19 protein-coding genes, 1 tRNA gene and 1 other RNA gene are annotated in these 25,228 nt (G+C 49.1%); 17 read left to right on the top strand and 4 right to left on the bottom strand.

The window, feature by feature from the left end; all coding sequences use genetic code 11:
- The first annotated feature begins 80 nt into the window (after positions 1-80).
- From carB to SYK_RS05670, 6 genes are read left to right on the top strand one after another with little or no spacing between them, the layout of a single operon-like run.
- Positions 81-3,314, top strand: a complete 3,234-nt coding sequence (gene carB, locus SYK_RS05695; protein ID WP_281762629.1) for a carbamoyl-phosphate synthase large subunit — start codon at positions 81-83, stop codon at positions 3,312-3,314.
- 27 nt (positions 3,315-3,341) lie between these two features.
- The gene (purF, locus tag SYK_RS05690) at positions 3,342-4,754 is read left to right on the top strand and encodes an amidophosphoribosyltransferase (RefSeq protein ID WP_281762628.1); all 1,413 of its coding nucleotides are present in this window, start codon (positions 3,342-3,344) and stop codon (positions 4,752-4,754) included.
- Positions 4,755-4,768: 14 nt separating this feature from the next.
- The gene (locus SYK_RS05685; protein ID WP_281762627.1) at positions 4,769-5,782 is read left to right on the top strand and encodes a KpsF/GutQ family sugar-phosphate isomerase; all 1,014 of its coding nucleotides are present in this window, start codon (positions 4,769-4,771) and stop codon (positions 5,780-5,782) included.
- A gap of 17 nt (positions 5,783-5,799) precedes the next feature.
- Complete coding sequence (locus SYK_RS05680; protein WP_281762626.1) at positions 5,800-6,363, top strand: YkgJ family cysteine cluster protein; 564 nt, start codon at positions 5,800-5,802, stop codon at positions 6,361-6,363.
- 12 nt (positions 6,364-6,375) lie between these two features.
- A complete protein-coding gene (locus SYK_RS05675) occupies positions 6,376-8,727 on the top strand; it encodes a penicillin-binding protein 1A (RefSeq protein ID WP_281762625.1) in 2,352 nt (783 codons plus the stop codon).
- Positions 8,728-8,741: 14 nt separating this feature from the next.
- Positions 8,742-9,524, top strand: a complete 783-nt coding sequence (locus tag SYK_RS05670) for a PhzF family phenazine biosynthesis protein (protein WP_281762624.1) — start codon at positions 8,742-8,744, stop codon at positions 9,522-9,524.
- Positions 9,525-9,597: 73 nt separating this feature from the next.
- Here the strand turns inward: SYK_RS05670 and SYK_RS05665 are convergent, their stop codons facing one another.
- A complete protein-coding gene (locus tag SYK_RS05665; protein WP_281762623.1) occupies positions 9,598-11,586 on the bottom strand; it encodes a peptidase U32 family protein in 1,989 nt (662 codons plus the stop codon).
- Between the two features lie 11 nt (positions 11,587-11,597).
- Here SYK_RS05665 and SYK_RS05660 point away from each other — a divergent pair, with 11 nt between their 5' ends.
- The 4 genes from SYK_RS05660 (at position 11,598) to SYK_RS05645 (ending at position 17,152) form a co-directional block, all read left to right on the top strand.
- Positions 11,598-12,383 carry an iron-sulfur cluster-binding protein gene (locus tag SYK_RS05660; RefSeq protein ID WP_281762622.1) on the top strand — a complete coding sequence of 262 codons (786 nt, stop codon included), beginning with the start codon at positions 11,598-11,600 and terminating at the stop codon, positions 12,381-12,383.
- A 12-nt stretch (positions 12,384-12,395) separates the two neighbouring features.
- Entirely contained in the window at positions 12,396-13,313 is a 918-nt protein-coding gene (locus SYK_RS05655) for a dihydroorotate dehydrogenase (protein ID WP_281762621.1), read from the top strand.
- 70 nt (positions 13,314-13,383) lie between these two features.
- A tRNA-Ser gene (locus SYK_RS05650) sits at positions 13,384-13,475 on the top strand.
- A 278-nt stretch (positions 13,476-13,753) separates the two neighbouring features.
- On the top strand, positions 13,754-17,152 hold the full coding sequence (locus SYK_RS05645; protein WP_281762620.1) for a hybrid sensor histidine kinase/response regulator: 3,399 nt from the start codon (positions 13,754-13,756) through the stop codon (positions 17,150-17,152).
- 53 nt (positions 17,153-17,205) lie between these two features.
- Here SYK_RS05645 and ffs read toward each other — a convergent pair.
- Positions 17,206-17,301: signal recognition particle sRNA small type (gene ffs, locus SYK_RS05640), an RNA gene on the bottom strand.
- Positions 17,302-17,448: 147 nt separating this feature from the next.
- On the opposite strand from ffs, the gene SYK_RS05635 reads away from it, so the two are divergent.
- Positions 17,449-18,375 carry a bile acid:sodium symporter family protein gene (locus SYK_RS05635; RefSeq protein ID WP_431194126.1) on the top strand — a complete coding sequence of 309 codons (927 nt, stop codon included), beginning with the start codon at positions 17,449-17,451 and terminating at the stop codon, positions 18,373-18,375.
- 124 nt (positions 18,376-18,499) lie between these two features.
- Complete coding sequence (locus SYK_RS05630; RefSeq protein ID WP_281762618.1) at positions 18,500-19,243, top strand: DUF4198 domain-containing protein; 744 nt, start codon at positions 18,500-18,502, stop codon at positions 19,241-19,243.
- Between the two features lie 13 nt (positions 19,244-19,256).
- Here SYK_RS05630 and SYK_RS05625 read toward each other — a convergent pair whose 3' ends face one another.
- A complete protein-coding gene (locus SYK_RS05625; protein ID WP_281762617.1) occupies positions 19,257-19,721 on the bottom strand; it encodes a hypothetical protein in 465 nt (154 codons plus the stop codon).
- A 289-nt stretch (positions 19,722-20,010) separates the two neighbouring features.
- Here SYK_RS05625 and SYK_RS05620 point away from each other — a divergent pair, with 289 nt between their 5' ends.
- The 5 genes from SYK_RS05620 to SYK_RS05600 all read left to right on the top strand — a co-directional run bounded on the left by SYK_RS05620 (position 20,011) and on the right by SYK_RS05600 (position 24,347).
- Complete coding sequence (locus tag SYK_RS05620; protein ID WP_281762616.1) at positions 20,011-21,225, top strand: OmpP1/FadL family transporter; 1,215 nt, start codon at positions 20,011-20,013, stop codon at positions 21,223-21,225.
- Positions 21,226-21,330: 105 nt separating this feature from the next.
- A complete protein-coding gene (locus SYK_RS05615; RefSeq protein ID WP_281762615.1) occupies positions 21,331-22,071 on the top strand; it encodes an energy-coupling factor ABC transporter ATP-binding protein in 741 nt (246 codons plus the stop codon).
- The gene (locus tag SYK_RS05610; RefSeq protein ID WP_281762614.1) at positions 22,071-22,781 is read left to right on the top strand and encodes a cobalt transporter; all 711 of its coding nucleotides are present in this window, start codon (positions 22,071-22,073) and stop codon (positions 22,779-22,781) included. Before SYK_RS05615 ends, SYK_RS05610 begins: the two co-directional genes overlap by 1 nt.
- Positions 22,782-22,883: 102 nt before the next feature.
- Positions 22,884-23,711 (top strand): rhodanese-like domain-containing protein, encoded by an 828-nt coding sequence (locus tag SYK_RS05605; protein WP_281762613.1) that lies wholly within the window; start codon positions 22,884-22,886, stop codon positions 23,709-23,711.
- Positions 23,712-23,723: 12 nt separating this feature from the next.
- Positions 23,724-24,347, top strand: a complete 624-nt coding sequence (locus SYK_RS05600; protein WP_281762612.1) for a flagellar brake protein — start codon at positions 23,724-23,726, stop codon at positions 24,345-24,347.
- Positions 24,348-24,353: 6 nt separating this feature from the next.
- Here the strand turns inward: SYK_RS05600 and SYK_RS05595 are convergent, their stop codons facing one another.
- A complete protein-coding gene (locus tag SYK_RS05595; RefSeq protein ID WP_281762611.1) occupies positions 24,354-25,226 on the bottom strand; it encodes a DMT family transporter in 873 nt (290 codons plus the stop codon).
- Positions 25,227-25,228 lie beyond the last annotated feature (2 nt).

Raw genomic sequence — 25,228 nt, 5'->3', positions numbered from 1 at the left:
GGTATTGCCTGATCGGACGGGGTAGGCACATGATTCCCCGGCTTGCGAAAAATGCCGTAACTTCAACTCTTTGGACGAGAATGCCCAGACGTACAGACATCAAAAAGATTATGTTGATCGGGTCCGGCCCGATTGTTATCGGCCAGGCTTGCGAATTCGATTATTCTGGAACCCAAGCGCTTAAAGCGCTCAAGGAAGAAGGATACGAAGTCGTTCTGGTCAATTCCAACCCTGCGTCGATTATGACCGACCCGGAGTTGGCCGATGCCACTTACATCGAACCCCTTGAGCCCGAAACAGTAGCCCGAATCATCGAAAAAGAGCGTCCCGACGCTCTTTTGCCGACTTTGGGGGGACAAACTGGTTTGAACACCGCTTTGGCCGTGGCCGAAATGGGAGTGTTGGACAAGTACAACGTTGAACTTATCGGTGCGGATATTCCGGTTATCAACAAGGCGGAATCCCGAGAAGAATTTCGTACGGCCATGAATAATATCGGTCTCGGTATGCCCGAGAGTGGTATTTGTCGTACCATGGATGACGTGCGAGAATGGGGTGAGAAGATCCCGTTTCCGATTATCGTTCGTCCCGCCTATACGTTGGGCGGTGCCGGTGGTGGCGTTGCCTACAACATGGAAGAGCTTGAGGAAATTTGTTCCAATGGCTTGGCCCTGTCCATGAAGAGCGAGATCATGCTTGAACGTTCCATCCTTGGTTGGAAGGAATACGAGCTTGAGGTCATGCGTGACAAAAACGATAATTGCGTGATCATTTGTTCCATCGAAAACTTGGACCCTATGGGTGTACACACTGGTGATTCCGTGACCGTGGCTCCGGCCCAGACGCTCACTGATGACGAATATCAGAAATTGCGTGATGCCTCTTTGGCTGTCATGCGTGAGATTGGTGTTGAAACGGGTGGGTCAAACGTTCAGTTTGCTATCAATCCCGAGGATGGCGAGGTAATCATCATCGAGATGAATCCCCGTGTGTCCCGTTCTTCGGCTCTCGCTTCCAAGGCAACCGGATTTCCCATTGCCAAGATTGCGGCCAAGTTGGCAGTCGGCTATACGCTCGACGAGATTCCCAACGATATTACTCGCGAGACCATGGCCTCCTTTGAGCCGGCCATTGATTACTGTGTCATCAAGATTCCAAGATTCACTTTCGAGAAGTTCCCCGGCACCGAGGATTATTTGACCACGGCCATGAAGTCCGTGGGTGAGACCATGGCTATCGGTCGAACTTTCAAGGAAGCATTGCAGAAAGGTTTGCGTTCTTTGGAAACCGGACACATCGGTTTAGGTAAGCGTTTTGAAACTTGCGACATCGACAAAAATGAAATTTTGCGTCTGCTCCGTCGTCCCAACTCTGAACGTCTGTTTGCTCTGCGTAATGCGTTACGCTGCGGAATGACTGAAGACGAAGTTTTCGAAGCCACCAAAATCGACCCATGGTTCATCCGTCAGTTCGTAGACATTTTTGAGATGGAGAAAAAGCTCATTGAATATGGCAAGCGTGAGGGCGTTTCCAAAGATGCTGATGGCATGGATGAAATGCTCCGTCGAGCCAAGGAATATGGGTATGCCGATGCGCAGCTTGCCGCCATGTGGCGGACCAGTGAGGATGCAATCCGCACTTTGCGCAAGGAATTGGATATAATTCCGACCTACTATCTTGTTGATACCTGCGCCGCAGAATTTGAAGCATACACGCCGTATTATTATTCTACCTACGAGACCGGGCAGGAAAATGTCCGTGACGAGAAAAAGAAAGTCGTCATTCTGGGCGGCGGTCCCAACCGTATCGGTCAGGGCATTGAGTTCGACTACTGCTGCTGCCACTCTTCCTTCACTTTGAAGGAGCTTGGCGTACAGTCCATTATGGTCAACTCCAATCCGGAAACGGTCTCCACTGACTATGATACCTCGGACAAGCTTTATTTTGAGCCGCTGACTTTCGAGGATGTCATGAACATTATCGAGTTTGAAAAGCCGGACGGTGTTATTGTTCAATTTGGCGGGCAGACTCCTCTCAATTTGGCTTTGCGTCTTATGGATGCGGGCGTGCCGCTTATCGGTACCACCCCTGACGCCATTGACCGCGCTGAAGATCGCGAGCGGTTCAAGCAGTTCCTGAACAAACTGCATTTGAAGCAGCCTTCGAACGGCACGGCCATGTCCATGGTCGAGGCTCGTGAAATAGCTGAAAGTCTCGATTTTCCGTTGGTACTTCGCCCTTCATATGTGTTGGGTGGCCGTGGTATGGACATAGTCTACACCATGGATGAATTCGATCATTATTTCCGTCATTCAGCACGTATTTCGCCAGAACATCCGACCCTCATCGACAAGTTTCTGGAATACGCTATCGAGGTGGATGTCGATGCATTGGCCGATGGCGAGGACGTCTATATCGGCGGTGTCATGGAGCACATCGAAGAGGCTGGTATTCATTCCGGCGACTCTGCGTCGGTGCTGCCCCCGTACTCCCTGAGCGGAGAATTGATTCGTGAAATCGAACGACAGACTACAGTCATGGCCAAAGAGCTTGGCGTTGTCGGTTTGATGAATGTTCAGTTCGCTATCAAGGACAACGAAGTTTATATCATTGAGGTTAACCCGCGCGCTTCCCGTACCGTGCCGTTTGTGTCCAAGGCCACGGGTGTTCCGCTTGCCAAGCTCGCTACCCGCGTCATGCTTGGTGAGAAGCTGAAAGATTTGAAGCCCAAGGCAATGCGCAAAAAGGGCCATGTGTCCGTCAAGGAATCCGTGTTCCCCTTTAGCCGTTTCCCCAACGTGGACGTGCTACTTGGACCTGAGATGCGTTCCACCGGCGAAGTTATGGGTATCGATCCAAGTTTCGGTTTGGCCTATATGAAAGCGCAGTTGGCGGCAGGACAGAAACTGCCTTTGGAAGGGACGGTCTTTATGTCCGTTAACGATTGGGACAAGTCCAAGATAGTTCTGGTTGCCCGTGACTTTGAGGCTATGGGCTTCCGAGTGTGTGCCACTGGCGGTACTGCCGATTTTCTGGCTGAAAAAGGCGTTAACGTCGAGAAAGTTTACAAAGTTCATGAGGGCCAGCGTCCCCACGTTGTCGACCATATCAAGAACGGCGAATTTGACTTGGTTATCAATACTCCGTCTGGCAAAAAGACCGTGAGCGATGCCAAGATGATTCGTCAGAATACATTGTTGTACGATATCCCGTATACCACTACGGTATCCGGGGCCAAGGCCATTGCTCAGGCCATTCTTGAAGTAAGAGAAACCGGGCTGAAAGTTCAAAGCCTGCAAAAATATTACGGCTAACCGCCGGATAGGACGAGAGAGTCTTCCATGAAAAAAGAGTATTGCGGTCTTTTCGGAATCTACGGCAACAAAGAGGCCGCCAGAATGACCTACTTCGGTCTCTATGCCCTTCAGCATCGTGGGCAGGAGTCTGCAGGTATTGTCACCTGGGATGGTGAGAAGATTCGCGAACAGAAAGGTATGGGCCTTGTGGCCGATGTCTTTAATGAGCGCCATCTGAGTAAGGAACTTAAAGGTTCCATCGGGATGGGGCATATCCGTTATTCCACGACCGGCGCGTCACTTATTCGTAATGCCCAACCGTTTCGGGTTCGCCATGGTGACCTGCAATTGTCCGTGGCTCATAACGGTAACCTCGTGAATACCTATGAACTGCGTTCAGAACTCGAAGCCAGTGGCTCTATTTTTCAGACCACCATGGATACCGAGGTTTTTGCCCATCTGATCATTAAGTATTTGCATGAGTCCGAGTCTCTTGAGGAGGCTATCAGCAAGGCGTGTGGTCGTGTGCGTGGCGCATATTCCATGCTTATCCTCGCCAATGACAAGATGATCGCGATTAAGGATCCCAACAGTTTTCGTCCTCTGGCCCTTGGGCGAGTGGGTGATTCCTACGTGTTCGCATCCGAGACTTGTGCTTTCGATCTGATCGAAGCCGAGTATCTGCGTCCTTTGGAAGCTGGTGAGATGGTGACCATCCACAAAGGTAAACTTACTTCTCACCGTTTTGCCGAAAAGAAGAAGACCAGCAAGTGTATTTTTGAGTTGATTTATTTTGCTCGTCCCGACTCCTATGTTTTCGGCGATGTGGTTTACGAACGTCGTAAGGCCATGGGGGCCATGCTTGCCAAGGAAGCACCTGTGGATGCCGATTTTGTCATGCCGTTCCCGGATTCGGGTAACTACGCGGCTGTCGGTTATTCTCAGGAATCCGGCCTGCCGCTGGAACTTGCCATGATCCGTAATCACTACGTGGGCCGTACCTTTATTCAGCCTTCACAGGATATGCGTGATTTTTCCGTTCGGGTGAAGTTGAATCCGGTCAAATCCATGATCAAGGGTAAGCGCATTGTTATCGTGGAAGACTCCATTGTCCGCGGAACCACCATTCGTGCTCGTGTCAAGAAGTTGCGTGAGTTGGGCGCAAAGGAAATTCATCTGCGCGTCAGTTGTCCGCCGATTATGAATCCGTGTTTTTACGGCATTGATTTCTCCAGCAAGGGCGAGCTGATTGCAGCCAACCATACGCCGGAAGATATCGCTCGTTTCATGGGTATCGATTCTTTGCATTATCTGACCATTCCCGGTCTGCTTGATTCCGTGACTCAGCATGATTGGTGTCTGGCCTGTTTTGATGGAAAGTATCCTGTGCCTCTGTCGGATCATATGGGCAAGGATTGTCTTGAAGCAGAACCTGGTATTATCAAAGAGTTCTGCTAGCGGAGCGTGTGTATATGACATGCAATTCCAAAAGAACTGATTGGTTGAATCTGGCTCGTGAAGTCCTGGATATAGAAATTCAGGGTTTGGCGGCGGTCAAGGAACAGCTGGGTGAATCCTTTGTGGAAGCTCTGACTGCTTTGGCTGAATGTGAAGGTCGTGTAGTTATTACCGGTGTTGGTAAATCTGGGTTGGTCGGTCGCAAAATTGCTGCCACATTGTCCAGCACCGGAACCCCGTCTTTTTTCCTGCATCCTGTTGAGGGAGCGCATGGAGATATGGGGATGATCCGCAAGGAAGACGTGGTGATAGCCATGTCCAACTCCGGCGGTACGGATGAAGTGAACACCATTATTCCGGTGCTCCGGTCCCTTGGAGCCACGGTTATCGCCATGACATCCAATACCGCGTCAGCCATGGCTCAGCTTTCTGATATCGCCATTAAGGTCAGTGTACCGCGTGAAGCGTGTGCCCTTGGCTTGGCCCCGACGTCTTCCACCACCGCACAATTGGCAGTGGGTGATGCTCTCGCCGTGTGTCTCATGGAGTGGAAGTCCTTTGGCAAGGATGATTTTAAGAAATATCATCCCGGTGGGTCGCTTGGACAGCGTCTGGCTATTTGTGTGGATCAACTCATGCATACGGAAGATCTTCCCACGGTCCGGGAGCATATTTCTCTGACCGCTGCTCTCAAAATCCTTAATGGTGGAGGCCTTGGTCTTGTGGCCATTGTGGATGCCGCAAATCTTCTCAAAGGTGTCTTTTCGGACGGCGATGTGCGTCGTCTTGTGTGTGATGATTTATTGGACGGGAATCAGACCATCAGTGAAGTCATGACCGCATCGCCTCGACGTGCGGTTACTGGTGATAGTTCGGCCCATGTACTCGACGTGATGGAACGCAACGAAATTACCGTGCTGCCTGTTGTGAGCGAAGATGGTACCTTGGCAGGTATGGTTCATATGCATGACCTGTTAGGCAAGGGTGAACTGCGGTTTTCAAACGGTCATAACGGAGAAGCCGGATAATCCGGCGGGTGCTGACCGTGTCCAAAAATCAGATTGACGATTCGGATGTTTGTAGACGGTGTTCCCTTCAAGGACCGACGTGCTGCCGTATCGCGACTGGTCAGGAAGAATTTTGTTTTCCTCTTTCACAGGTTGAGAAAGAGCGTATTCAAGAGCATGTTCCTTTTACTGGCGGTTTTGTGCTGTCCCCCAATTCCAAAGCGTTTGTTGACCACGTCTGCCGGTTGTTTCCGGGAGAAGAAGACGCGGCGCGGGAATTGTTTCCTGAGGGCAAGGAACATTTTCGATTGGCTGTGGATTCCATGGGAGCCTGTCGGTTTCTTGGCCCGGAAGGGTGCGAAATTCCCAAGGAAGCACGGCCTTATTATTGTCGTTTGTTCCCGTTTTGGATGGCGGGAAGTGGCGTGACATTTTTTGATTCCCCTACTTGTCTGGCTCGGCGGGAAGGGAGAACACTTATACGAATACTTGATCGGCTTGATACTAACAGGGCGACGATTAAGGACCTGTATGGGCGATTGCGGCTTGTATGGGGGCTCGCGCCAAGAAAGGGCGCATGCCGGGTCAATAAAAAGTTCTGACGGATAGGTTTCATGAAAGTACTGAAAGTTTTACTGATAATATTCCTTTTGTGCATGTTCGCTGGAGTTGGTGGTGCTGTGTGGGTGTATAACTGGGCGGCCAACGATCTGCCCGGTTTCAAGAATATTACGGACTACAATCCACCATTGGTGACCACTGTGTATGCTCAGGACAATGAAGTCCTTGGGTATTTCTATAAGGAAAAACGATTTCTTGTGACTTTGGATCAGATGAGTCCTTGGCTTCCCAAGGCTTTTCTTGCTTCTGAGGATGCGAGTTTTTATGAACATGATGGTGTGGATTTAACCGCCATTGCACGAGCTTTTGTGGCGAACCTCAGGGCAGGGCATACTCGTCAGGGTGGTTCTACTATTACGCAGCAGATTATCAAACGGCTGTTGCTGACTTCGGAGAAGAGCTACAAACGTAAACTCAAGGAAGCGATTCTCGCCTTTAGGTTGGAGAATTATCTGACCAAGGAAGAGATTCTGACTATCTATCTCAACCATATTTTTCTTGGTGCACATTCGTATGGTGTTGAGGCTGCATCCAGAACATATTTTGCAAAACATTCCAATGAACTGAGTATTGCGCAGGCGGCTATGTTGGCTGGATTGCCTCAGGCTCCGACCCGATATAATCCGTATCGAAATATGCGGCATGCCCGGAAACGCCAGGAATATGTGCTTGGCCAGATGCGTCATCTCGGCTGGATCACTCCCGAGCAGTATCAAGAAGCCATGGATGAAGAGATCGAACTTAAATCCATGCCGGATCCGTCTTGGAAGACTGGTGCTTATTATCTCGAAGAAGTTCGGCGTTGGCTGATTTCCGAATACGGTGAGGATGCGACATATAATGGTGGCCTGACTGTGACAACGCCTTGCAACATGAAACATCAGAAAGCTGCGGAAAATGCGGTTAAACGTGGGCTGATTAATTCGGCCAAACGACGTGGTTGGACCGGGCCTATCGGGAATTTTACGCCTGCAGACATGCCTGGCATTCTTGAAGAAGGCCCGCAGGACTCCGAAGAGATCATGGACAAGACCCGACTGATGAAGGCTTTTGTCACCAAGGTTGTTGCCGAGAAGGCTTCGGTGAGTTTTGGTGTTTTCAAGGGAGAAATCCCGATCAAAGCTATGTGGTGGGTGCGCGAACCGAATATCAAGAAATCTCACGAAGATGTTCCCAATCCGAAAGATGCCCGCAAGGTTCTTAAGAAGGGCGATGTGGTTTGGGTGACTGTTGCCAAGGCTCCCAAGGAAGAGGGCGGCATCTGGACCCTTGATCTTGAGCGTAAGCCAAAGGTTGAAGGTGCTATGGTGTCCATTCAGCCTGACACTGGTGAAGTCGTAGCCCTTGTCGGTGGATATGCTTTTGAGAAAAGTCAGTTTAATCGTGCCACGCAGGCCAAACGTCAGCCTGGTTCCGCGTTCAAGCCGATCGTATATTCAACGGCCATCGACAACGGTTTTACGCCATCTACATTGGTATTGGATGCTCCGATAGTTTACGCCAATGACGAAGAAGGTAAGCTGTGGCGTCCCCAGAACTTTGAAGGGACATTTGATGGCCCGGTTCTGTTGAGGACGGCTCTGGTTAAGTCCAAGAACCTGTGCACTATTCGTGTGGCCCAGAAAATTGGTATTCGTAAGATTATCGAACGGGCCAAGGCCATGGGCCTTAAAACGGAATTTCCGCATGATCTGTCAGTCTCTCTCGGTTCAGCCGTGGTGTCACTGATAAACTTGTGTGAAGCATATACAGCCTTTCCTCGTGGTGGTTCCTATGTGAAACCGCGCACCGTTTTGTCGGTGAAATCCGCATGGGGAGAAGATCTGTTTACGTCGGCTCCTGAAGTATCGGATGCCATCAGTCCTCAGACCGCTTTTATTATGTCTACATTGATGAAGCAGGTTGTTCAAAACGGGACAGGTTGGCGTGCCCGGGTGCTTAAGCGCCCTGTGGCAGGCAAAACTGGAACCTCCAACAATGAGCAGGACGCCTGGTATATGGGGTTCTCTCCGTATTTGTTGACTGGTGTGTATGTTGGTTTTGACGAATTGACGCCCATGGGCAAGTGGGAAACCGGTTCGCGTGCGGCCAGTCCTATTTGGGTTAGCTACCGTAAGGCCGTTGAAAAAGATTATCCGTATGAGGACTTCACCGAGCCGCCGGGAATTGTTATGGTCCGGGTAGATGGCACGACGGGCAAGCTCGCATCGCCGTCTTCGACTAAGGAATTTTTCCTGCCGTTCAAGGTCGGTTCGGAGCCAACAGAAATGTCTCGGTCCGGAGGGAGTGGCAGCAGCGGTGACGGTCCTGTCTCCGATGATGATCTGTTTAAGCAGACCTTCTAGCATAGGGGGAACCCATGGATCTCGAACTCTATCAGGTAGATGCATTTGCTGACACTGTGTTCAGTGGCAATCCAGCGGCGGTCATTCCTTTATACGAATGGCTTTCCGATGATTTGATGCAAAATATTGCCATGGAAAATAATTTGTCTGAGACAGCGTTTTTCGTACGCAAAGGCGAGTATTTCGAGTTACGATGGTTTACTCCCGAAAGTGAAGTTGATCTGTGCGGCCATGCAACATTGGCAAGCGCGCATGTCCTTTATGAACATCTGGATTATGATGATCCCGTCGTGGTTTTCGAGACCAAGAGCGGGCGATTGTTTGTGGACCGTGAAAACGGTTTTTATTCCATGGATTTTCCGGCATGGCCATTCCATGAGATTCAGGTGACTGAACGTGTGGCCGCAGCCCTCGGAGCGCGTCCTGATAAACTTTACATGGGACATCGTGATATGATGGCCGTGTTTGAGAATGAAGCGCAGGTTCGCGAATTGAAGCCAGATTTTAGATTGGTAGCCAAGGTGGACGGACTTTGTATTATCTGTACGGCTCCTGGTTTGGACTATGACTTTGTATCCCGTTTTTTTACACCGGATGTGAGTATCCCTGAGGATCCTGTTACAGGCTCTGCGCACTGCATGTTGGTGCCATATTGGGCAAAGCGTTTGGGTAAATCTCAGCTTACCGCATTTCAGGCGTCGGCTCGTGGAGGTGTACTGAAGTGCGAAGATTTGGGTGATCGGGTCAAATTATCTGGTCAGGCTGTTACGTATATGAAGGGAATGATTGTTTTATAATAATTTGAGATTGATAACAAAAAAGCCTCCATACCGATTTCGGTTTGGAGGCTTTTTTGTTTGCATTCAGAGATTACAGTAAGTTGAGTCGTAGGTTGAATTCACTGGTCCGCTTGGGACGAGGGACATCTTTGGGCCATTCTTCCTTAATGGTAACGAAAGACTTGAATCCGAGTCGTTCCAGCTTGCGGAATTCTTTGGTCATATCCAATTCCCAACCAGGGTAAATCCAATTATTCTGCCCGTGCTTACGTACGAAAGAGACTTCGTGCATGGGACTCTTGATGGTCTCATTCATCTTGACGGATTCTGCCTCGAAACGAGCGAGTCCAAAGGGCCATAAGCCCTTGATGACGAACCCTAGTGAAATAGGCGAGTTCTGCGACAGCGCTTCTATGTCTTCGAACGAAAGTTCCGGGCTGATTATGGCCGAGGAAAAACCGAGATCCTTGAGCACGCCGAGAGCAAGTCTGTTGGATATATTACAGAATGGACCAGCCACCAGTTTGGTGTTTTTACGGTCTTCGAAATATCCAGCCTGCCAGGGGGCGTTTAACACGAATTCACGTGCGCCTTTTTTGACCGCTTCTTTAATCAGGGAGCGGTATTTCTTGTCTTCGTCCGGCCAGATGACAGGAGGCAGCCACCACTGTGCACGAATTACAGATGACTGTGGCACTTTGCTGATGGTGGCTTTTTCCAACCAAAATGCAGTCTTGTCATAAATACGACCACGCGGTGGTTGACGGAACAGGTTGATGGATTCAGCCCGGTTCCGTGTTTTGCTGCGTGCTGCGGCTTTGGGCCATGTGGGCGTGAAACGGGATTCCTTGGACTCGGGGGCCGGGAACAGGTCGAGTTCGTTGCTCAGTCCCTTGATGAGTTTTGTCAGTTCAGGCTCACGTCTATCAACTAGAAAGACCTTGGTGCCGGTGGGCAGGGCTGGTCCTTTCTGCTGTTTGGAAAAGGGAATATCCATGCGGCCGCGTTTTGGTACACGACGACGAATGGGGATGGTACGATGGCCTGGTTGGTCTTCATATCCAATTCGAATAAGATCGCCGGGATTGAGTACTTCACGAGGCTGGAAAAAGGGTTTTTTCTGGTCGCGTTTAATTTCACCGATGAGCCTGCCGGAACTGGTCTGTTCCTTGGGTTGAACCGGTTGGAAGGGACGTTGCGGCAAGAAAGTGGAGTGACTCGTCGGTCGGCCGAGTGCCTGATCAAGGAGGTCTTGAGCTGCTTTCTTGATTTTTGCGTCGTTGGGATTATCGCGAAGCATTTGGTACGCCTTGACGGTGTAAAAGACGTAATGGGGGCCTTTTTTACGGCCTTCGATTTTCCAGGCCGCAACCTTGGGCATGGAGAGCAGAGGCTTAGTCAATACATCAAGAGAGAGGTCGGAACAGGAAAAAAGACGTTCCGGGTATTGTTTGTTTTGAGTGTAAAGACGTCTGCACGGTTGGACACAGCGACCGCGAAGGCCGGATTTACCGCCCAGATAACTGGACCAGTAGCAACGACCCGACACACAGTGGCAGAGTGCGCCGTGAACAAAAATTTCCAGATCGAGGTCTTTCGGGCATGCGTCGGCCATGAGTTTGACTTCGTCAAGATTGAGTTCGCGAGGTATGACCACGCGGGATGCCCCAAGTTTTTTGGCAATAGCGAGTCCTGTCGGATGACTGATGTTCGCCAAAGTGGAGAGATGAAGTTCTCCGGTGAATCCAGCTTGTTTAGCCAGAGTCAGCATCGCCAGATCCTGTACAATGAGAGCATAGGGCTTGACGGTTCGCTGCAAACGGTCGATAAGCCGCCCTGCGGATTCGGGATCGCCGGGTTTGACCAGCGTGTTCATGGCTACATAGGTTTTGGTGCCCCTGTCTCTGCCGAGGCTTGCCAGTTGTGCAAGCTCACTGATAGAGAAGTTCTTGGCCTGCATGCGGGCCGAAAAGTGTTTCAGACCTACGTAGATAGCGTCCGCCCCGGCGGCGACGCCAGCGAGGTAGGAGTATTTGTCCCCTGCGGGGGCCATAATTTCAGGTAAATGTTTTTTACTCATAAGGTATCTCTATGTCATTGAGGAATTGCCGCAATGTAAAGGTATTGGAAGTTTCCCCGGTCGGTCAATCAAAAGCTGCGGGTGAATTCTTCGAGTTGAAGCTTGAATATCCGGATTGGGACGGGTGGAAGCCCGGCCAGTTTGTTATGATTCGTCCGGTGGACTGGGAATTGGACCTGCTCTGGGGCAGACCGTTTTCCATCTGTTCCGCAGACGGTGAATCCGTGACCCTGTTCATTCAGAACGTGGGGCGCGGCACCAGTCGCATCGCCCAACTTCAGCCCGGCGATATGGTCGCCATGTGGGGACCACTTGGCAATTCCTTTGCCATGGAGCCGGAAACACCGACTCTGCTCCTTGCCGGGGGCATCGGCATCGCACCTTTTCGCGGTTATGTCGAGTCTCATCCGCATCCGGAAAATTTGCAACTTTTTCTGGCGCACCGGATGCCTCTTGAGTGCTATCCTTTTGAAACACTGTCCGACAAAGTGGAAGGGCAATGTATCATTGAAGAAAAACCCGAAGATTTGGATGCTATCATCAATACGATGAAGGGGTTGATTCAGGAATACGCCGAGAAAGGCGGTTTGATCCTTTCGTGCGGACCGACCCCATTCATGAAAACCGTTCAACGTTTTGCGAACGAGTTTGATGCACGCGCTCAGGTATCGTTGGAAAACCGTATGGCCTGTGGCGTAGGGGCCTGTCTCGGTTGTGTGACCAAGGATGGCGAAGGGCATCATGTGCAGGTCTGTACCAAGGGGCCCGTGTTCTGGGCCGATAAAGTGGAACTCTAGGGAGTTGGTCAAATGGATATGAACGTTTCTTTCGGCGGGCTTGATCTCAAGAATCCCGTCATGACCGCTTCCGGTACCTTTGGCTTTGGAGTGGAATTTGCACCTTATGGCGATCTTGAGAAGCTCGGAGGTATCGTCGCTAAGGGATTGTCGCTCAAGCCGCGTGAGGGCAATCCTATGCCCCGTATAGCGGAGACTCCATGCGGTATGCTCAACGCTATTGGTATTCAGAATCCCGGGGTTGAAGAATTTGTTACTAAGGCGCTTCCTGTATTGGCAGGGAAAGATGTGGCCGTGGTTGCCAATCTTTATGCCTGTGATGCCGAAGAATTCGGCGAACTGGCGGGAGTCCTTGCGGGTGAAGACAGTGTGGCTGCTTTGGAAGTCAATGTTTCCTGTCCCAACGTTAAGGAAGGCGGTATTGCCTTTGGTCAGGATCCGGCCCAGATCGGCCGGGTGACAGAAGCGGTGAAGAAGCAAGCGGGTAATAAACATGTCATGGTCAAACTGTCACCCAATGTGACGGATATTGCCGTGTGCGCACGAGCTGCTGCCGATGGCGGTGCAGATTCCCTGTCGCTGATCAATACGCTTTCTGGCATGGCTGTGGACATCAGAAATCGCAAACCGCGCATAGCCAACGTTATAGCCGGTCTTTCCGGCCCTGCTATCAAGCCCGTGGCCCTGAGGTGTGTCCATCAGGTGGTTCAAGCTGTGGATATTCCGGTGGTTGGTATCGGCGGCATTGCTTCCGCAGAAGATGCGTTGGAATTCATTCTTGTTGGTGCTCATGCTGTACAGGTGGGGACGGCGAATTTCCTTCGTCCGGATTTTGCTTTTACCCTTGCGGACGAGATGGAATCGCTTTTGGAAGAGTTGGGAGCAGTGAGCCTGGATGAATTCCGGGGCAGTCTGCAACTCCCTTTGTAAAAAAGTAAAATTAGAACGTTTTTTTGCTTGCCAAGGCACATCATATTGGTTAGTTACTGCCTCTCAGCGCGGAGAGGTGTCCGAGTCCGGCTTAAGGAGCACGCCTGGAAAGCGTGTGTGGGCTAACGTCCACCGGAGGTTCGAATCCTCTCCTCTCCGCCACGCAAACACAAAGGCCTACCGAAATTTTCGGTAGGCCTTTTTGCTTTGACGCCGTTGGACTGATGGCGTAACTCCATTATACTATTCGGAGAAATCTCTGTGCAGACAGGCGAAAATATAATCGACTGAAATATGCCAGTGTTATAGAAAGTGTAAAGATAGAGGCGTCAGAGGGGTATTCTTTTTTTGGCGTTTTGCTCGGTGGAAAAGACCGGGGACAATGGAGCTATTATAATTTCTGTTTGGTTTAGCGGTCCGGCAGGATAGAGGAAATCTCATTGAAATTTTTGACCAGGCCGAGACATAGAGGGAACAGATCCCTTGTTCAGCATCTGACTGCGAGTCTTTTTTGTGTCCTTGCAGCCTCTGCCATCGCCATTTCTTCCATTGTTTTCTTTGTCCTATATGAAAAATCCGAGGCCCAATTTGAGCAAAGGGCCAGTGAATCCCTCACCCACTTATCCAATAGTCTTGAATCCTATCTTTGGCATATGGAAGAAGAGTCTGTTGTCAGTTTGTGTGACGCCTTTTCCAAAATAGATATTGTCGTTTTCATCAACGTTGTCGACCACCGTGGGAACGAGGTTTATTCCTTTGGAGAGATTGAGGAAGGGGTGACTATCGTCAAGGGGAAAAGCGTAAGCTACGAGGATGTCGAAGTTGGATATATTCAGCTTGGCCTGACGCCGCTTATTTTTGAAGATAAGGTATATGAAACCACTTGGATCAGCCTTTTGTCCCTGTTATTTGTTGCCATTGTTCTCGGTGTTTTTACTAAATTGATTCTTAACAAAAATTTACGAACACCATTGGATTTGCTTATTGCCCGAATCGAAAGCATATCTGCTGGTGAATATGCGGAACACGAGGAAGAAGGAAATCTTCTGGAAATGCGAACAATTCTTTCCAAGTTCAATGAAATGGCTGGAAAGGTTCGGTCGCGCGAAGACCTGTTGCGATTGAGTGAAGAGAAGTACAGGCGTCTTTTCGAGACAACGACTGAAGGTATAATCGTTATCGATAAGGACAGACGTTTGATCATGGTCAATAAGGTCTTGGCCGACATGCTTGGTTATATCGAGATGGAAATGTACGGTATGCCGATAGCAGATTTGTTGCATCCTGATGATCTGGAACACCATGACCAAGAGATGGAAAAGCGGGTTCAAGGTCTTTCCTCGCAGTATGAGCGCCGGCTTATGCACAAAGACGGGCATATCGTTTGGACAATTGTTTCATCAAGCCCCATGATTGGGATGAAGGGAGCCTTTGACGGATCGTTTGGGATGATTACGGATATCTCTGATTTACGGAGAGCTCAGGCTGAACTCAAAATTGCGTATGATGAAATGGAGCAACGTGTCATTCTGCGGACTGATGAGTTGAATAAGACGAATAGGCTTCTGACGTCTGAAATCCATATTCGTAAACAGACTGAAAAAGCGATTATCGACGCCAAGGAAGCGGCTGAGGATGCAACTAGAGCCAAGAGTGAATTTCTTGCCAACATGAGTCATGAAATTCGTACTCCCATGAATGCGATTATAGGTATGACGCATCTGACGAAGATGACCAATCTGTCGGCCACCCAGAAGGACTACCTCAACAAGATAGATATTTCGGCCAAGTCTTTGCTTGGGATTATTAATGATGTGTTGGATATGTCCAAAATTGAAGCGGGCATGCTCAGTGTGGAGTCGGTCGGTTTTACGATCGATCAGGTGTTGGAGCAGTTGACAACCATTGTTTCTCCAAGAGCCAACGAAAAGAAACTCGAGTTTCTCATTAACGTGGACAAGAAAGTTCCAAATTCTGTCGTTGGTGACTCCATGCGTTTGGCACAGATTCTTATCAATCTGTGTAACAACGCCGTCAAATTTACGGACGAAGGGGCTGTGGTCGTTTCTATTGTTCCGTTGGAGTTGAAACAGGAACAGGCAAAATTGCGTTTTACCGTCAAGGATGATGGCATAGGGATTAAGTTAGATCAGATTGATGAACTTTTTCAACCATTCACGCAGGCAGACGCTTCGACCACCCGCAAATATGGCGGGACTGGATTGGGTCTTAATCTGTGCAATCAGCTCGTCAGTTTGATGGGCGGAGAGATTGGTGTTGAAAGTGAGCCCGGCAAGGGCAGCCTTTTCTGGTTTGAAATTCCATTTCCGATTTACCATAGGGACAAGGAGCCTGCTTTGCTCCCGGGCGAGTTGCAAGGACAGCGTGCGCTTGTGGTGGATGACAACGATACCTCTCAGATTATTCTTAAAGGGATGTTGGAGCACATGGGGCTGCGTGTCGCTCTTGCCGGTTCGGGAGAAGAGGCGCTTGAGATATTGCGTAATGTCCCCAAAGAAGAGGCGTTCAACCTTTTGGTTATTGATTGGCGTATGCCTGGGAGGAACGGTATCCAGACTGCTGGGGCCATTTTGTCGGATGAATCCATATCTCCCAAGCCCCCCATGTTCATGGTTTCAGCGTATGGCAATGCTTCGTTGGTGAAAAAATCCAATGAAATGGGTTTTAAGGGGTTGTTGTTTAAGCCTGTGAACCAATCATTTCTCTTTAATCTCGTTGTTGAAACCCTCGGTAAAGGTATGGTGACAACCAGTGACTCCGTGGTCCGTGAAGGCGTTACGGACAATTTGGGCGGGGCCAGAGTGTTGCTTGTTGAAGATAATGAAATCAATCGTCAGGTGGCTTTGGAGATTTTGGCGTCTGCAAAAATTAAAGTTTTTGAAGCCGTCAATGGACAGGCTGCTTTGGACTTTCTCGCCAAGACTCCTGTAGATCTTGTCCTCATGGATGTGCAGATGCCTATTATGGATGGGTACGAGGCGACTCGTCGACTGCGTGAACAGGATCGGTTCAATGATTTGCCGATTATTGCCATGACGGCCCACGCCATGGTTGAGGACATTGAACGGAGTCAGTCCGTGGGTATGAACGGACATGTGGCCAAACCTTTTGATCCTGAGGATCTTTTTAAGGTCCTTGCGCAGTGGATTGAGCCGACATCTGTTCATCAGTCACGACCGTTACCTCTGACCGAAGAGCCTGTACTTGGCGATTCACTTCCGGCCTCCATGGACGGTATTGATGTTCAACTTGGACTGCGACGAGCGAGGGGCAACAAGGAGTTATACAAAAACCTTCTTTTGTTATTGGATGAAAAGTATTCTGATGCTGCTCAGGAAATCGAGCAGGCGAGAGCTGAAGGGCGACTTGAGGAGGCTGTAGGGCTTGCTCACTCGGTAAAAGGCACATCTGGGATGCTTGGTGCCATGGAGTTGTTTGAGTCGTCCAGCGACTTGGAGCACGCGTTGGACGAGTCCTCTGATGATGTGCAAGAAAAGCTGGAGCGGTTTTCGTACGATATGTCAGTGGTAATGCAGAGCATTGCAGTGATTAAGGAAATAGAAGGCACCAAGACTGTCCTCAAACAGGTGGGCGAGGTCGCTGATGCTGCTGATTTACTGGCGTCGCTGGAGGCTCTCAAGGTGCCATTGTCCGAAGGGGCCCCTGTCGTATGTCGGAAGAAGGCAAAAGACGTTCAAGTGCTTGTATGGCCCGGAGAATTGCATGATGATGTCGTACGGATGCTGAAACTCATCGCAGAATATGATTTTAAGAAAGCTTTGGTCTTGGTTAAGGACTTGGAAAAGCGCATGGTTTGATCGGATGCCGTTGATCGCGCATGAAAAAAGGCGCGTTCATGATCGAACGCGCCTTTGAGTGGAAACCGGACACCCGGCAGCAACCAATACCGCTGCTTCCTTTCGGATCTGACGGAGTTCTCAGCGCAACCGCCATCCGGCTTCCCTCATTCGGGAAACGGATACTTACAGCGTTCCTGCTGGTTCGTCAACTCTTCACAGCCATCTTCTCATCATATAGTTACATCTTCCAGCTCGATTGGCTTTTTGTCGCAACCCGCTTTACTTCTCTGTAAAGGATATGGTGTCAGTCCATGATGTTGGAAGTCGTTCCTAGATTCATAGAAAAATATTTTATTCTCATCACAGTTTTGTTGTCAGGAATAGCCCTGATTTATCCTCCGTCTTTTATTTGGATCAAGCCGCATATCCCTCTTGGTTTAGGCGTGATTATGTTTGGCATGGGGTTGACGCTTGATTTTGGAGACTTTCGCGAGATCCTGCGCAAGTGGCATCTGGTCGGTCTTGGAGTGTTCATGCAGTATGTGCTCATGCCTGTGTTAGCTGTCGGTATTTCTTTTATTCTTGGACTGCCTGCTGAGGCGGTCATTGGTATGGTCGTTGTAGGAGCATGTCCTGGTGGAACCGCTTCAAACGTGATTGCTTATCTGGCCCGTGCCAATGTCCCTTTGTCGGTCACTTTGACTCTGGCTTCCACCTGTCTGGCTCCATTGTTCACCCCCGTTATTATCTACCTGCTTCTTGATAAACAGGTACACATTGATTTTTGGTCAATGGTGCAATCCGTTTTCTGGATTGTCGTTTTTCCCATGCTGGACGGTCTTATCCTGCGTCGTATTTTTCGTAAACGACTGGAGCCGCTTTTGCGGTTTTTTCCCTCCTTGTCTATCATGGTTATTGCACTGCTTATCGCCTGTATTATTGGTTTGAACCAGAAAACATTACTCGCTTTCCCGGCTCTCGTTCTTTTGGCTGTTATTCTACATAATGGCATAGGGCTTGTTGCTGGATATGGTCTGGCACGGTTGGCTCGGTGTTCAAAACGGGATGCTCGAACTCTGGCAATTGAGGTGGGTATGCAGAATTCCGGCCTTGGTGTTGCTTTGGCGGTGAAGCATTTTGGAGCTGTCAGCGCTTTGCCTGGAGCGTTGTTCAGTTTGTGGCATAATTTGTCAGGGGTGGCCCTTGCTCGTCGTTGGAAGAACGCTCAAGATTCGGAGTAGATATGTTTCATTAAATGTCACTTTGTGACGTTTGGTTCTTGACACGTGTTACAAATTCAGTATTAGTAACATCGATCGATCACAGAAATGAAACTGGTATCCAATAAACAGGTAAGGAATGATGATGAGTCTACAGAGAATCGTATTGGCATTGGTCTGCGTTTTTTGGGCGACAACCGTTTCCGCTCATTTTGGTATGTTGATTCCTGATACGGATGAGACAACTCAGCAAAAACGTGATGTGGAGTTGACCTTGTCTTTTTCCCATCCATTTGAACTGCAGGGTATGGAGCTGGAGAAGCCAGCTGAATTTTTTGTGGTCATAGATGACGGTAAGCGTATGGATCTTCTGTCTACGCTGAAGGAAACCCGCGTTATGGACCATACGGGTTGGAAAACCTCCTACACACCCAAGCGCCCTGGAATGTACTCATTCGTTTTTGATCCAGTTCCGTACAAGGAAGACGCTGAGAACAACTATATTCGTCATATCACCAAGGTTGTGGTCGATGGTTTTGGTGAAGGAGAGGAATGGAACAAGCCTTTAGGTTTGGAGACTGAAATCGTTCCTTTGACGCGTCCTTTTGGCAACTATGCCGGAAATGTTTTCCAAGGCATTATTATGTATAAGGGTAAACCTGCACCGTTTACTCGTGTCGAAGTTGAATTTTATAATAAAGATGGCAAACGTACCGCACCGAACGAGCGTATGGTGACGCAGGAAGTCCTTGCTGATTCCAATGGCGTTTTTACTTTTGCCTGTCCGTGGCAAGGCTGGTGGGGTTTTGCTGGTTTGACGACTGCTGACGAACCGTACAAAGGTCGTGAGCTTGAACTCGGCGCAGTGATCTGGGTCGAAATGAAGTAATTGAAGAGGGCAGCTATAGAAGCTGCCTTCGTTTTGTGGGCGTGTGTTCGTGTTTTGTTGCGCGCATCCTGAGCAGGATAGGCGTGATGAATTCATCAGGAAAGGCACCACACGCAGCTCCGAAATAAGCACCTACGATGGAGCCGATCACTAGATTGGCTCCATCTGTGCTGGCTGCCACTTGAAGTAATGTTCCCACCATCGTTCCCAGAAATGCCCCCATTGTCCATCCGTCATTATTGACACCTCGATAAGGCTTTCTACCCCGAAGGGTCCTGAACAGGTCTTTGAGGAAGAATCCGGTGAATCCGCCTAGAAAGGCCCCGATGAGGGTCAACATCATCCCTGGAAACACAGTGTGGAGGGTGAGTTGTCCGTATTGAATGGATCCTTCGACAATGCCAGCCAGACCGCCGACGGCCAGAGTGCCGTGAAAGCTCTTTTCTTTGATATCCAATGTGGGAATCAGATTGTGCATGATATCTCCGTGGGAATAAATTTCCAGAATAAGTTTTCATCATGGAGAAATGCCAGAATCATGCCGTGCAAAAATGTCCCATCATATTCAAATTACATATCAAACAAGTGTTTGAAATAGTTTTAATGTTTTACATTTTTTTTTGTGTCGGTTAAGACGTGGGAGTTTGTGCAAAATAACTATTTCAATGTATTCGGGGCGGCTTTTCATGTTGCCATATCTGGGAGGGTGCCGGACTCATTGAACAAGACCGCTGTCGATGCGAATCGGCAGGATTCAAGGGGGAAGGATGAAACGTGCATCCGCCATTTTTTTCTGTAGTTTCGTACTCTGTATTTTAGCGTCCGCAGTGACTGTTCATGCGGGCGGTTTTGCTCTTTATGAGTGGGGTAACCGTGCACTGGGTATGGGTACCGCCAACTATGCGACAGGTAATGACGCTTCAGTCATCGCTTATAACCCGTCTCAGATGACCAAGCTGGAAGGCACCAATGTTTATGCCGGGACAGCGGTCATTAATCCGATGTCGGATGTTTACATCGACGGCGACAAGTCAACCACTCGTTCCGTGAACCATGTTGTTCCGCATGCCTACATTACCCACCAGGTCAATGATGATCTGTATATAGGTTTGGGTGAATACACCCGTTTTGGTCTTGGTACGAAGTATGACGATGATTGGGCCGGTGCCACTTTACTTCAGGAAGCTCTGCTGGAAACATATTCATTAACACCCACAGTCGCTTACAAAGTGACTGATGATTTGGCGCTTTCAGGTGGCGTTGAGTTCATTAAGGGTGGCTTTATGATTAAGAAAATGCTTTCTCCGGTTGGTCAAAAATTTAAAGTAGATGTAGATTCAGCCGCTCTCGCATTCAATTTGTCCATGCTCTACGATATCACCGATGATTTGAATTTTGGTTTTATCTACCGGTCTCCGGTTCATTTTGTAGGAAAAGGTAAGGCTACTTATCATAATGCAGCTGGCGTTCTTCTCTCTTCTGGAAATGCAACGCTTACCGCTGATTTCCCTGCCAGTTATACCGCTGGATTGGGATATTCTCCCATTGAAAATCTGACGTTTGAATTTGATATTGTGTACACTCAGTGGGAACAGTTTGACCGTATCGAATTTGATTTTGACGGTTTCGCCCTGCCTGATACTGAAGAAGAGTTTAACTACAAGAGCACATGGCGCTTTCAGCTTGGTGCAGAGTATTTGGTTACCAATGCGTTGGCCCTGCGAGCTGGTTATGTCTACGACCAAACTCCTATTCGACATGAGTACACTTCTCCTTTGTTGCCTGCGAATGATCGGCAGATGTTCACTCTTGGTGCTGGATACGCAATTAATAACCTGACGTTCGACCTGTCCGGTATGTATATCGTGACCAAGGAACGCCATGGTATGAAGATGACTGATGCTATTGGTACTACATATGATGCAGATTTCAAGAATGGTCGTACTTGGGGAGCCGGTCTCTCAGTCGGGTATGCCTTCTAAAGTTATCCTTTTTGACGATATTCAGGCCCCTGCTTCGGCGGGGGCCTTTTTTATTTCGTTGACACTTTCTGGTGCAATGGTTGAATCTACCGTTCGAGGAACCGCATGATTACATTGAACGCACTCTCTTTTGCCTATCCATCCGGTGGGAATGTCCTGTCCGGTCTTTCCATGAATATTCCCAAAGGTACTCTTTTGGGGGTGGTTGGTGCTAATGGAAGCGGGAAGTCAACGCTTCTATCACTTATGGCCGGATTATATGCCCCGACTGGAGGTTCATTGATCGTTGCCGATCGTGTCAGCCCCGGTTCGGAGAAATCCATTCGCGCCATATGTCGTTTGGTCATGCAGGATGCCGATCTGCAAATTCTTGGCGGGACTGTGGAAGAAGATCTGCTCATGGGAGCTAGGCGCGATGAAAAAGCCATTGCTCAGGCCAAGTATATGGCCGACAGGTTCAATTTGCTTTCGGCATGGGAGTGCCCTGTGCAGACTCTTTCCTGGGGGATGAAGCGCAAGCTTTGTCTGGCTGCGGCATTGTTGGATGATCCGAATGTTTTACTGCTGGATGAACCCTTCAGCGGGCTGGATTATCCAGGAGTACGCGAGATGCGTTCTCTTATTGGTGAAAATCGTCAAGCCGGGTTGACACAGGTCGTGTCTTCTCATGATCTGGAAAGTTTCATTGATCTGGTGGATGGGTTGGCTGTTCTTGATAGTGGAAAGCTCGTTGTGACCGGTCCGCCTGAATCCGTACTGGATTCTGTTCGGGAGCATGGCGTTCGACCTCCGCACTCCTGGGCTGTTGATCGAGTTATTGGGTCATGGGACACGGGGAACAATTGATGCCCGGTGTGTCTGCATATATTCGGGAACTTGATCCGCGCTTGAAGCTGGCTATTGCCCTTGTACTTGGTCCATGCCTGTGGAAGGTCCATGCCATTGCGGTGGTTGTATGTATTCTGTTTTTATTTTTCATTGTCTGGCCTTTGGCGGCAGAGCAGTCTGTCGGATTCAAGATGATTCGGAGCCTTTTGGTTTTTGTCCTGTTTTGGGTGGGAATCAAGATGACATTGGATGCTGTGTCCGGTGTGCCTGTGGAGTTCATAGTGATAGACGGCCTCCAGTTAGGGGCACGTTTGGTTGCATTGCTTCTGCTCGGGTTAGGACTAGCGTTATCCACATCTGCGCGTTCTCTTGGATTGGCTGTGTCTTGGGCTTTGCGGCCGGTGATTGGTCAGGAACGAGCTTGGCGCTCAGCCTTATCCCTTGCATTAATGATTCATTTTCTGCCTATTTGTTTGGAGACCCTCGCCAACGTCAAGGAAGTGGCGTCGCGGCGATGTCTTGGGTCCGGCCTGAGTGTGCGGATGCGTATTATTCCATTGGCTTTGGTCCGTAATCTTGGTCAGAAAACTTGGAATCAAACGCTGGCTGTGGCCTGTCGTCGGTTGGATTCCCCTAGAGCATGGGAATCTGATTTTTCTTGGTGTGTTCGAGATGGTATAATTGCTGTCCTTTCTCTGACAGCAATTGTCGTTATGTTCCAGATCTGATCGTTAAATCCACTCATATTGACGCCATGCGTCTTCCTGCCGTATTGTCTGTTCAATTGGAAAAGTTTCGACTTTATACCGCTTTGATCGGAGAAAATTCATATGGCACAGATCAATATGATGACCGTAGACGCCGCTCGAGTTTTTATGGGAAGCCGTAAGCCTGACTCCTATACATTGCTGGATGTTCGTCAGGAGTGGGAATATGCCGATGAGCATATTCCTGGAGCTCGCCTTGTCCCTTTGGTAGAACTCATTGATCATATAGATGAAATTGACAAAGAGAAACCTGTCTTAGCCTACTGCCGATCGGGCGGCCGGAGTATGGCCGCTTCGGCATTATTGGAAGGACAGGGCTTTTCCGATGTGAATAATCTCGTGGGCGGCATGGCCGGTTGGAATGGAGAGATCGCTTTTGGCCCAATGGAACTTGGGCTGATTGAGTTTACTGGGACAGAAACTCCAGCCGAGGTCGTGCTCAAGGCGTACGCCATGGAGAGTAATCTGCAACGTTTCTATGTGGAGCGAGCAGATATGGCGGAAACCCTTGAACGAATTGAATTGTTCATGGAATTGGCTGGGTTCGAAGATCGACATAAAGATACATTATTTACTCTCTACTGCAAGATTGTCGGCCGTGAGATGGACCGTGACATGTTTGAGAAAACGGCTTTTACATCAATCGGTCTGGCTGCGGAGGGAGGTGTGGAGATCAGCGAGTTCCTGGCTCATCATCCTGCCGCCTTTGACGACGAAGAAGGGATCCTGCAATTGGCGACCATGATTGAAGCGCAGGCTCTGGATTACTATTTGCGATGTGCACGGAGGGCTGCCGAGTCGCAAACTGAAGCCGTATTGCAAACTTTAGCTCGGGAAGAAAAAGCTCATTTGAAGTTATTGGGACGATATATGGATAAGCGAGAAGCCTAATTGGGAGGATTTATGCATATTGAATCCGGTTCCCGGATTATCGTTGAATATGCGGACAAGGAGCGTATGAATTGTCGGTATGTAGGGCAGTCCAAAGGGGAATTTATTCTTCTGAAAGTGCCAATGATGCCTGGTATAAGAGAGCGTCTTGCCAAAGGGACTCATTTGCAGGTGAGATATTTGGGAGCTGGTAGAATTGTTGGATTCAGTGTGGATGTTATTTTCTATCAGGCAGCACCTGTGTCTTTGGTTTTTTTATCGTATCCCACTGAGTTTGTTGAACATAATCTTCGGCAAGAGGACCGGATGACGTGCCATTTCCCTGCCACGGTGTCCATTGATGAAGATGTGTATGGTGGGCATATCTCGGACATTAGTCCGGGTGGGTGTTGTATCGTTCTGGCTGATGCCTCCATATTGGAGTTGAATGATAAGGCCCCGGTTGCCGGAACCTTTCAGACAATGGACGGTCAGAAGCCGTATTCGTTTACGGGCGAATTTATGACCCGTTGTGAGGCTGGTCCTCTTCAAGGGCTAGGTGTTCGATTTCAGGGAGACGTGACACTTCCTGCCGGGGTGTTAGCTTTTTTTAGTGAAATGGCAGATGCGGAAGAAAAAACGGAAAAGAGTTCGTGATAGGAATTATTTTTGAGTTGGTTGGCCGAATCGGAGATTGGGGACGATGATGCCTATAAGGATCATGGCCATGCCGGCTAATTGCAACACGACGACATGTTCGCCGAGGAGAACGGCAGCTCCCGCCAATGTGATCACTGGTTCAACGGAAGAAAAAATACTGGCATAAGCACAGCCGATTCTTTCAATGGCTTGATACAGAAGAGTGACAGCCAACACGCCCGGAAATAATCCAAGAGCAAGACCGATAAGCATTTGTTCGCCAGAGGTGTGGAACCATGCCATAAAATCGCCGGACAAGGTGAAGACTATGGCGGCAAAGAGCATAACATAAAAAGTGGCAGTCAACGGCTTGAGACCTTTGAGAAGCACTTGGCTTAGGACAAGATATGCGGAGAAAATGGCCATTGCGCCAAATGCGTAAGCAAGCCCGATAAGGTCAACTTCGCGTAGAAATGCATCGAAAAAGACGAGACAGCATCCAGCCATAACCAAGCAAAGTGAAAAGACGATAAGTTTGTTCAGTCGTAATTTCAGGAATATGACAGAGGCCAGGGTAACTACTACGGGATAGCCGTACAGGATTAGAGAAGTTGTTGAAGCCGGAATGGTAGCCAGCGCTCGAACAAAACAGGTTGTCTGAGTCCAATAAATAATGATGCCTATAAAAGCACATTTGGCCAAACTTTTTCTGGAGATTCTGAAGAGAGACCGGTCTTTGATCAGCATGAACACAAGCAGGAAGAGAACTGCGTATGAAAAGCGATATTGCATCATAACCGTTCCAGTCATGCCCGCCGCGTAGCCGAGTTTGACCAAAATCGGCAAGGCTGCAAACGCCGTTGCAGAAATCAACGAGTAAATAAGCCCTTGGATCATGA

The organism is Pseudodesulfovibrio nedwellii (assembly GCF_027923765.1).
Classification (GTDB): Bacteria; Desulfobacterota; Desulfovibrionia; order Desulfovibrionales; family Desulfovibrionaceae; genus Pseudodesulfovibrio; species Pseudodesulfovibrio nedwellii.
The sequence above is the reverse complement of the archived record's forward strand: the minus strand, read 5'-3'. Positions and strand labels throughout refer to the sequence as shown.

Excerpts from the sequence above, each read along its gene's own strand:
- SYK_RS05605 (WP_281762613.1), top strand. The coding sequence starts at position 22,884 with ATGGCACAGATCAATATGATGACCGTAGACGCCGCTCGAGTTTTTATG.
- SYK_RS05675 (WP_281762625.1), top strand. The coding sequence starts at position 6,376 with ATGAAAGTACTGAAAGTTTTACTGATAATATTCCTTTTGTGCATGTTC.
- purF (WP_281762628.1), top strand. The coding sequence starts at position 3,342 with ATGAAAAAAGAGTATTGCGGTCTTTTCGGAATCTACGGCAACAAAGAG.
- SYK_RS05630 (WP_281762618.1), top strand. The coding sequence starts at position 18,500 with ATGAGTCTACAGAGAATCGTATTGGCATTGGTCTGCGTTTTTTGGGCG.
- SYK_RS05595 (WP_281762611.1), bottom strand. The coding sequence starts at position 25,226 with ATGATCCAAGGGCTTATTTACTCGTTGATTTCTGCAACGGCGTTTGCA.
- SYK_RS05685 (WP_281762627.1), top strand. The coding sequence starts at position 4,769 with ATGACATGCAATTCCAAAAGAACTGATTGGTTGAATCTGGCTCGTGAA.
- SYK_RS05665 (WP_281762623.1), bottom strand. The coding sequence starts at position 11,586 with ATGAGTAAAAAACATTTACCTGAAATTATGGCCCCCGCAGGGGACAAA.
- SYK_RS05600 (WP_281762612.1), top strand. The coding sequence starts at position 23,724 with ATGCATATTGAATCCGGTTCCCGGATTATCGTTGAATATGCGGACAAG.
- SYK_RS05620 (WP_281762616.1), top strand. The coding sequence starts at position 20,011 with ATGAAACGTGCATCCGCCATTTTTTTCTGTAGTTTCGTACTCTGTATT.
- carB (WP_281762629.1), top strand. The coding sequence starts at position 81 with ATGCCCAGACGTACAGACATCAAAAAGATTATGTTGATCGGGTCCGGC.
- SYK_RS05625 (WP_281762617.1), bottom strand. The coding sequence starts at position 19,721 with ATGCACAATCTGATTCCCACATTGGATATCAAAGAAAAGAGCTTTCAC.
- SYK_RS05615 (WP_281762615.1), top strand. The coding sequence starts at position 21,331 with ATGATTACATTGAACGCACTCTCTTTTGCCTATCCATCCGGTGGGAAT.
- SYK_RS05670 (WP_281762624.1), top strand. The coding sequence starts at position 8,742 with ATGGATCTCGAACTCTATCAGGTAGATGCATTTGCTGACACTGTGTTC.
- SYK_RS05660 (WP_281762622.1), top strand. The coding sequence starts at position 11,598 with ATGTCATTGAGGAATTGCCGCAATGTAAAGGTATTGGAAGTTTCCCCG.
- SYK_RS05635 (WP_431194126.1), top strand. The coding sequence starts at position 17,449 with ATGTTGGAAGTCGTTCCTAGATTCATAGAAAAATATTTTATTCTCATC.
- SYK_RS05610 (WP_281762614.1), top strand. The coding sequence starts at position 22,071 with ATGCCCGGTGTGTCTGCATATATTCGGGAACTTGATCCGCGCTTGAAG.
- SYK_RS05655 (WP_281762621.1), top strand. The coding sequence starts at position 12,396 with ATGGATATGAACGTTTCTTTCGGCGGGCTTGATCTCAAGAATCCCGTC.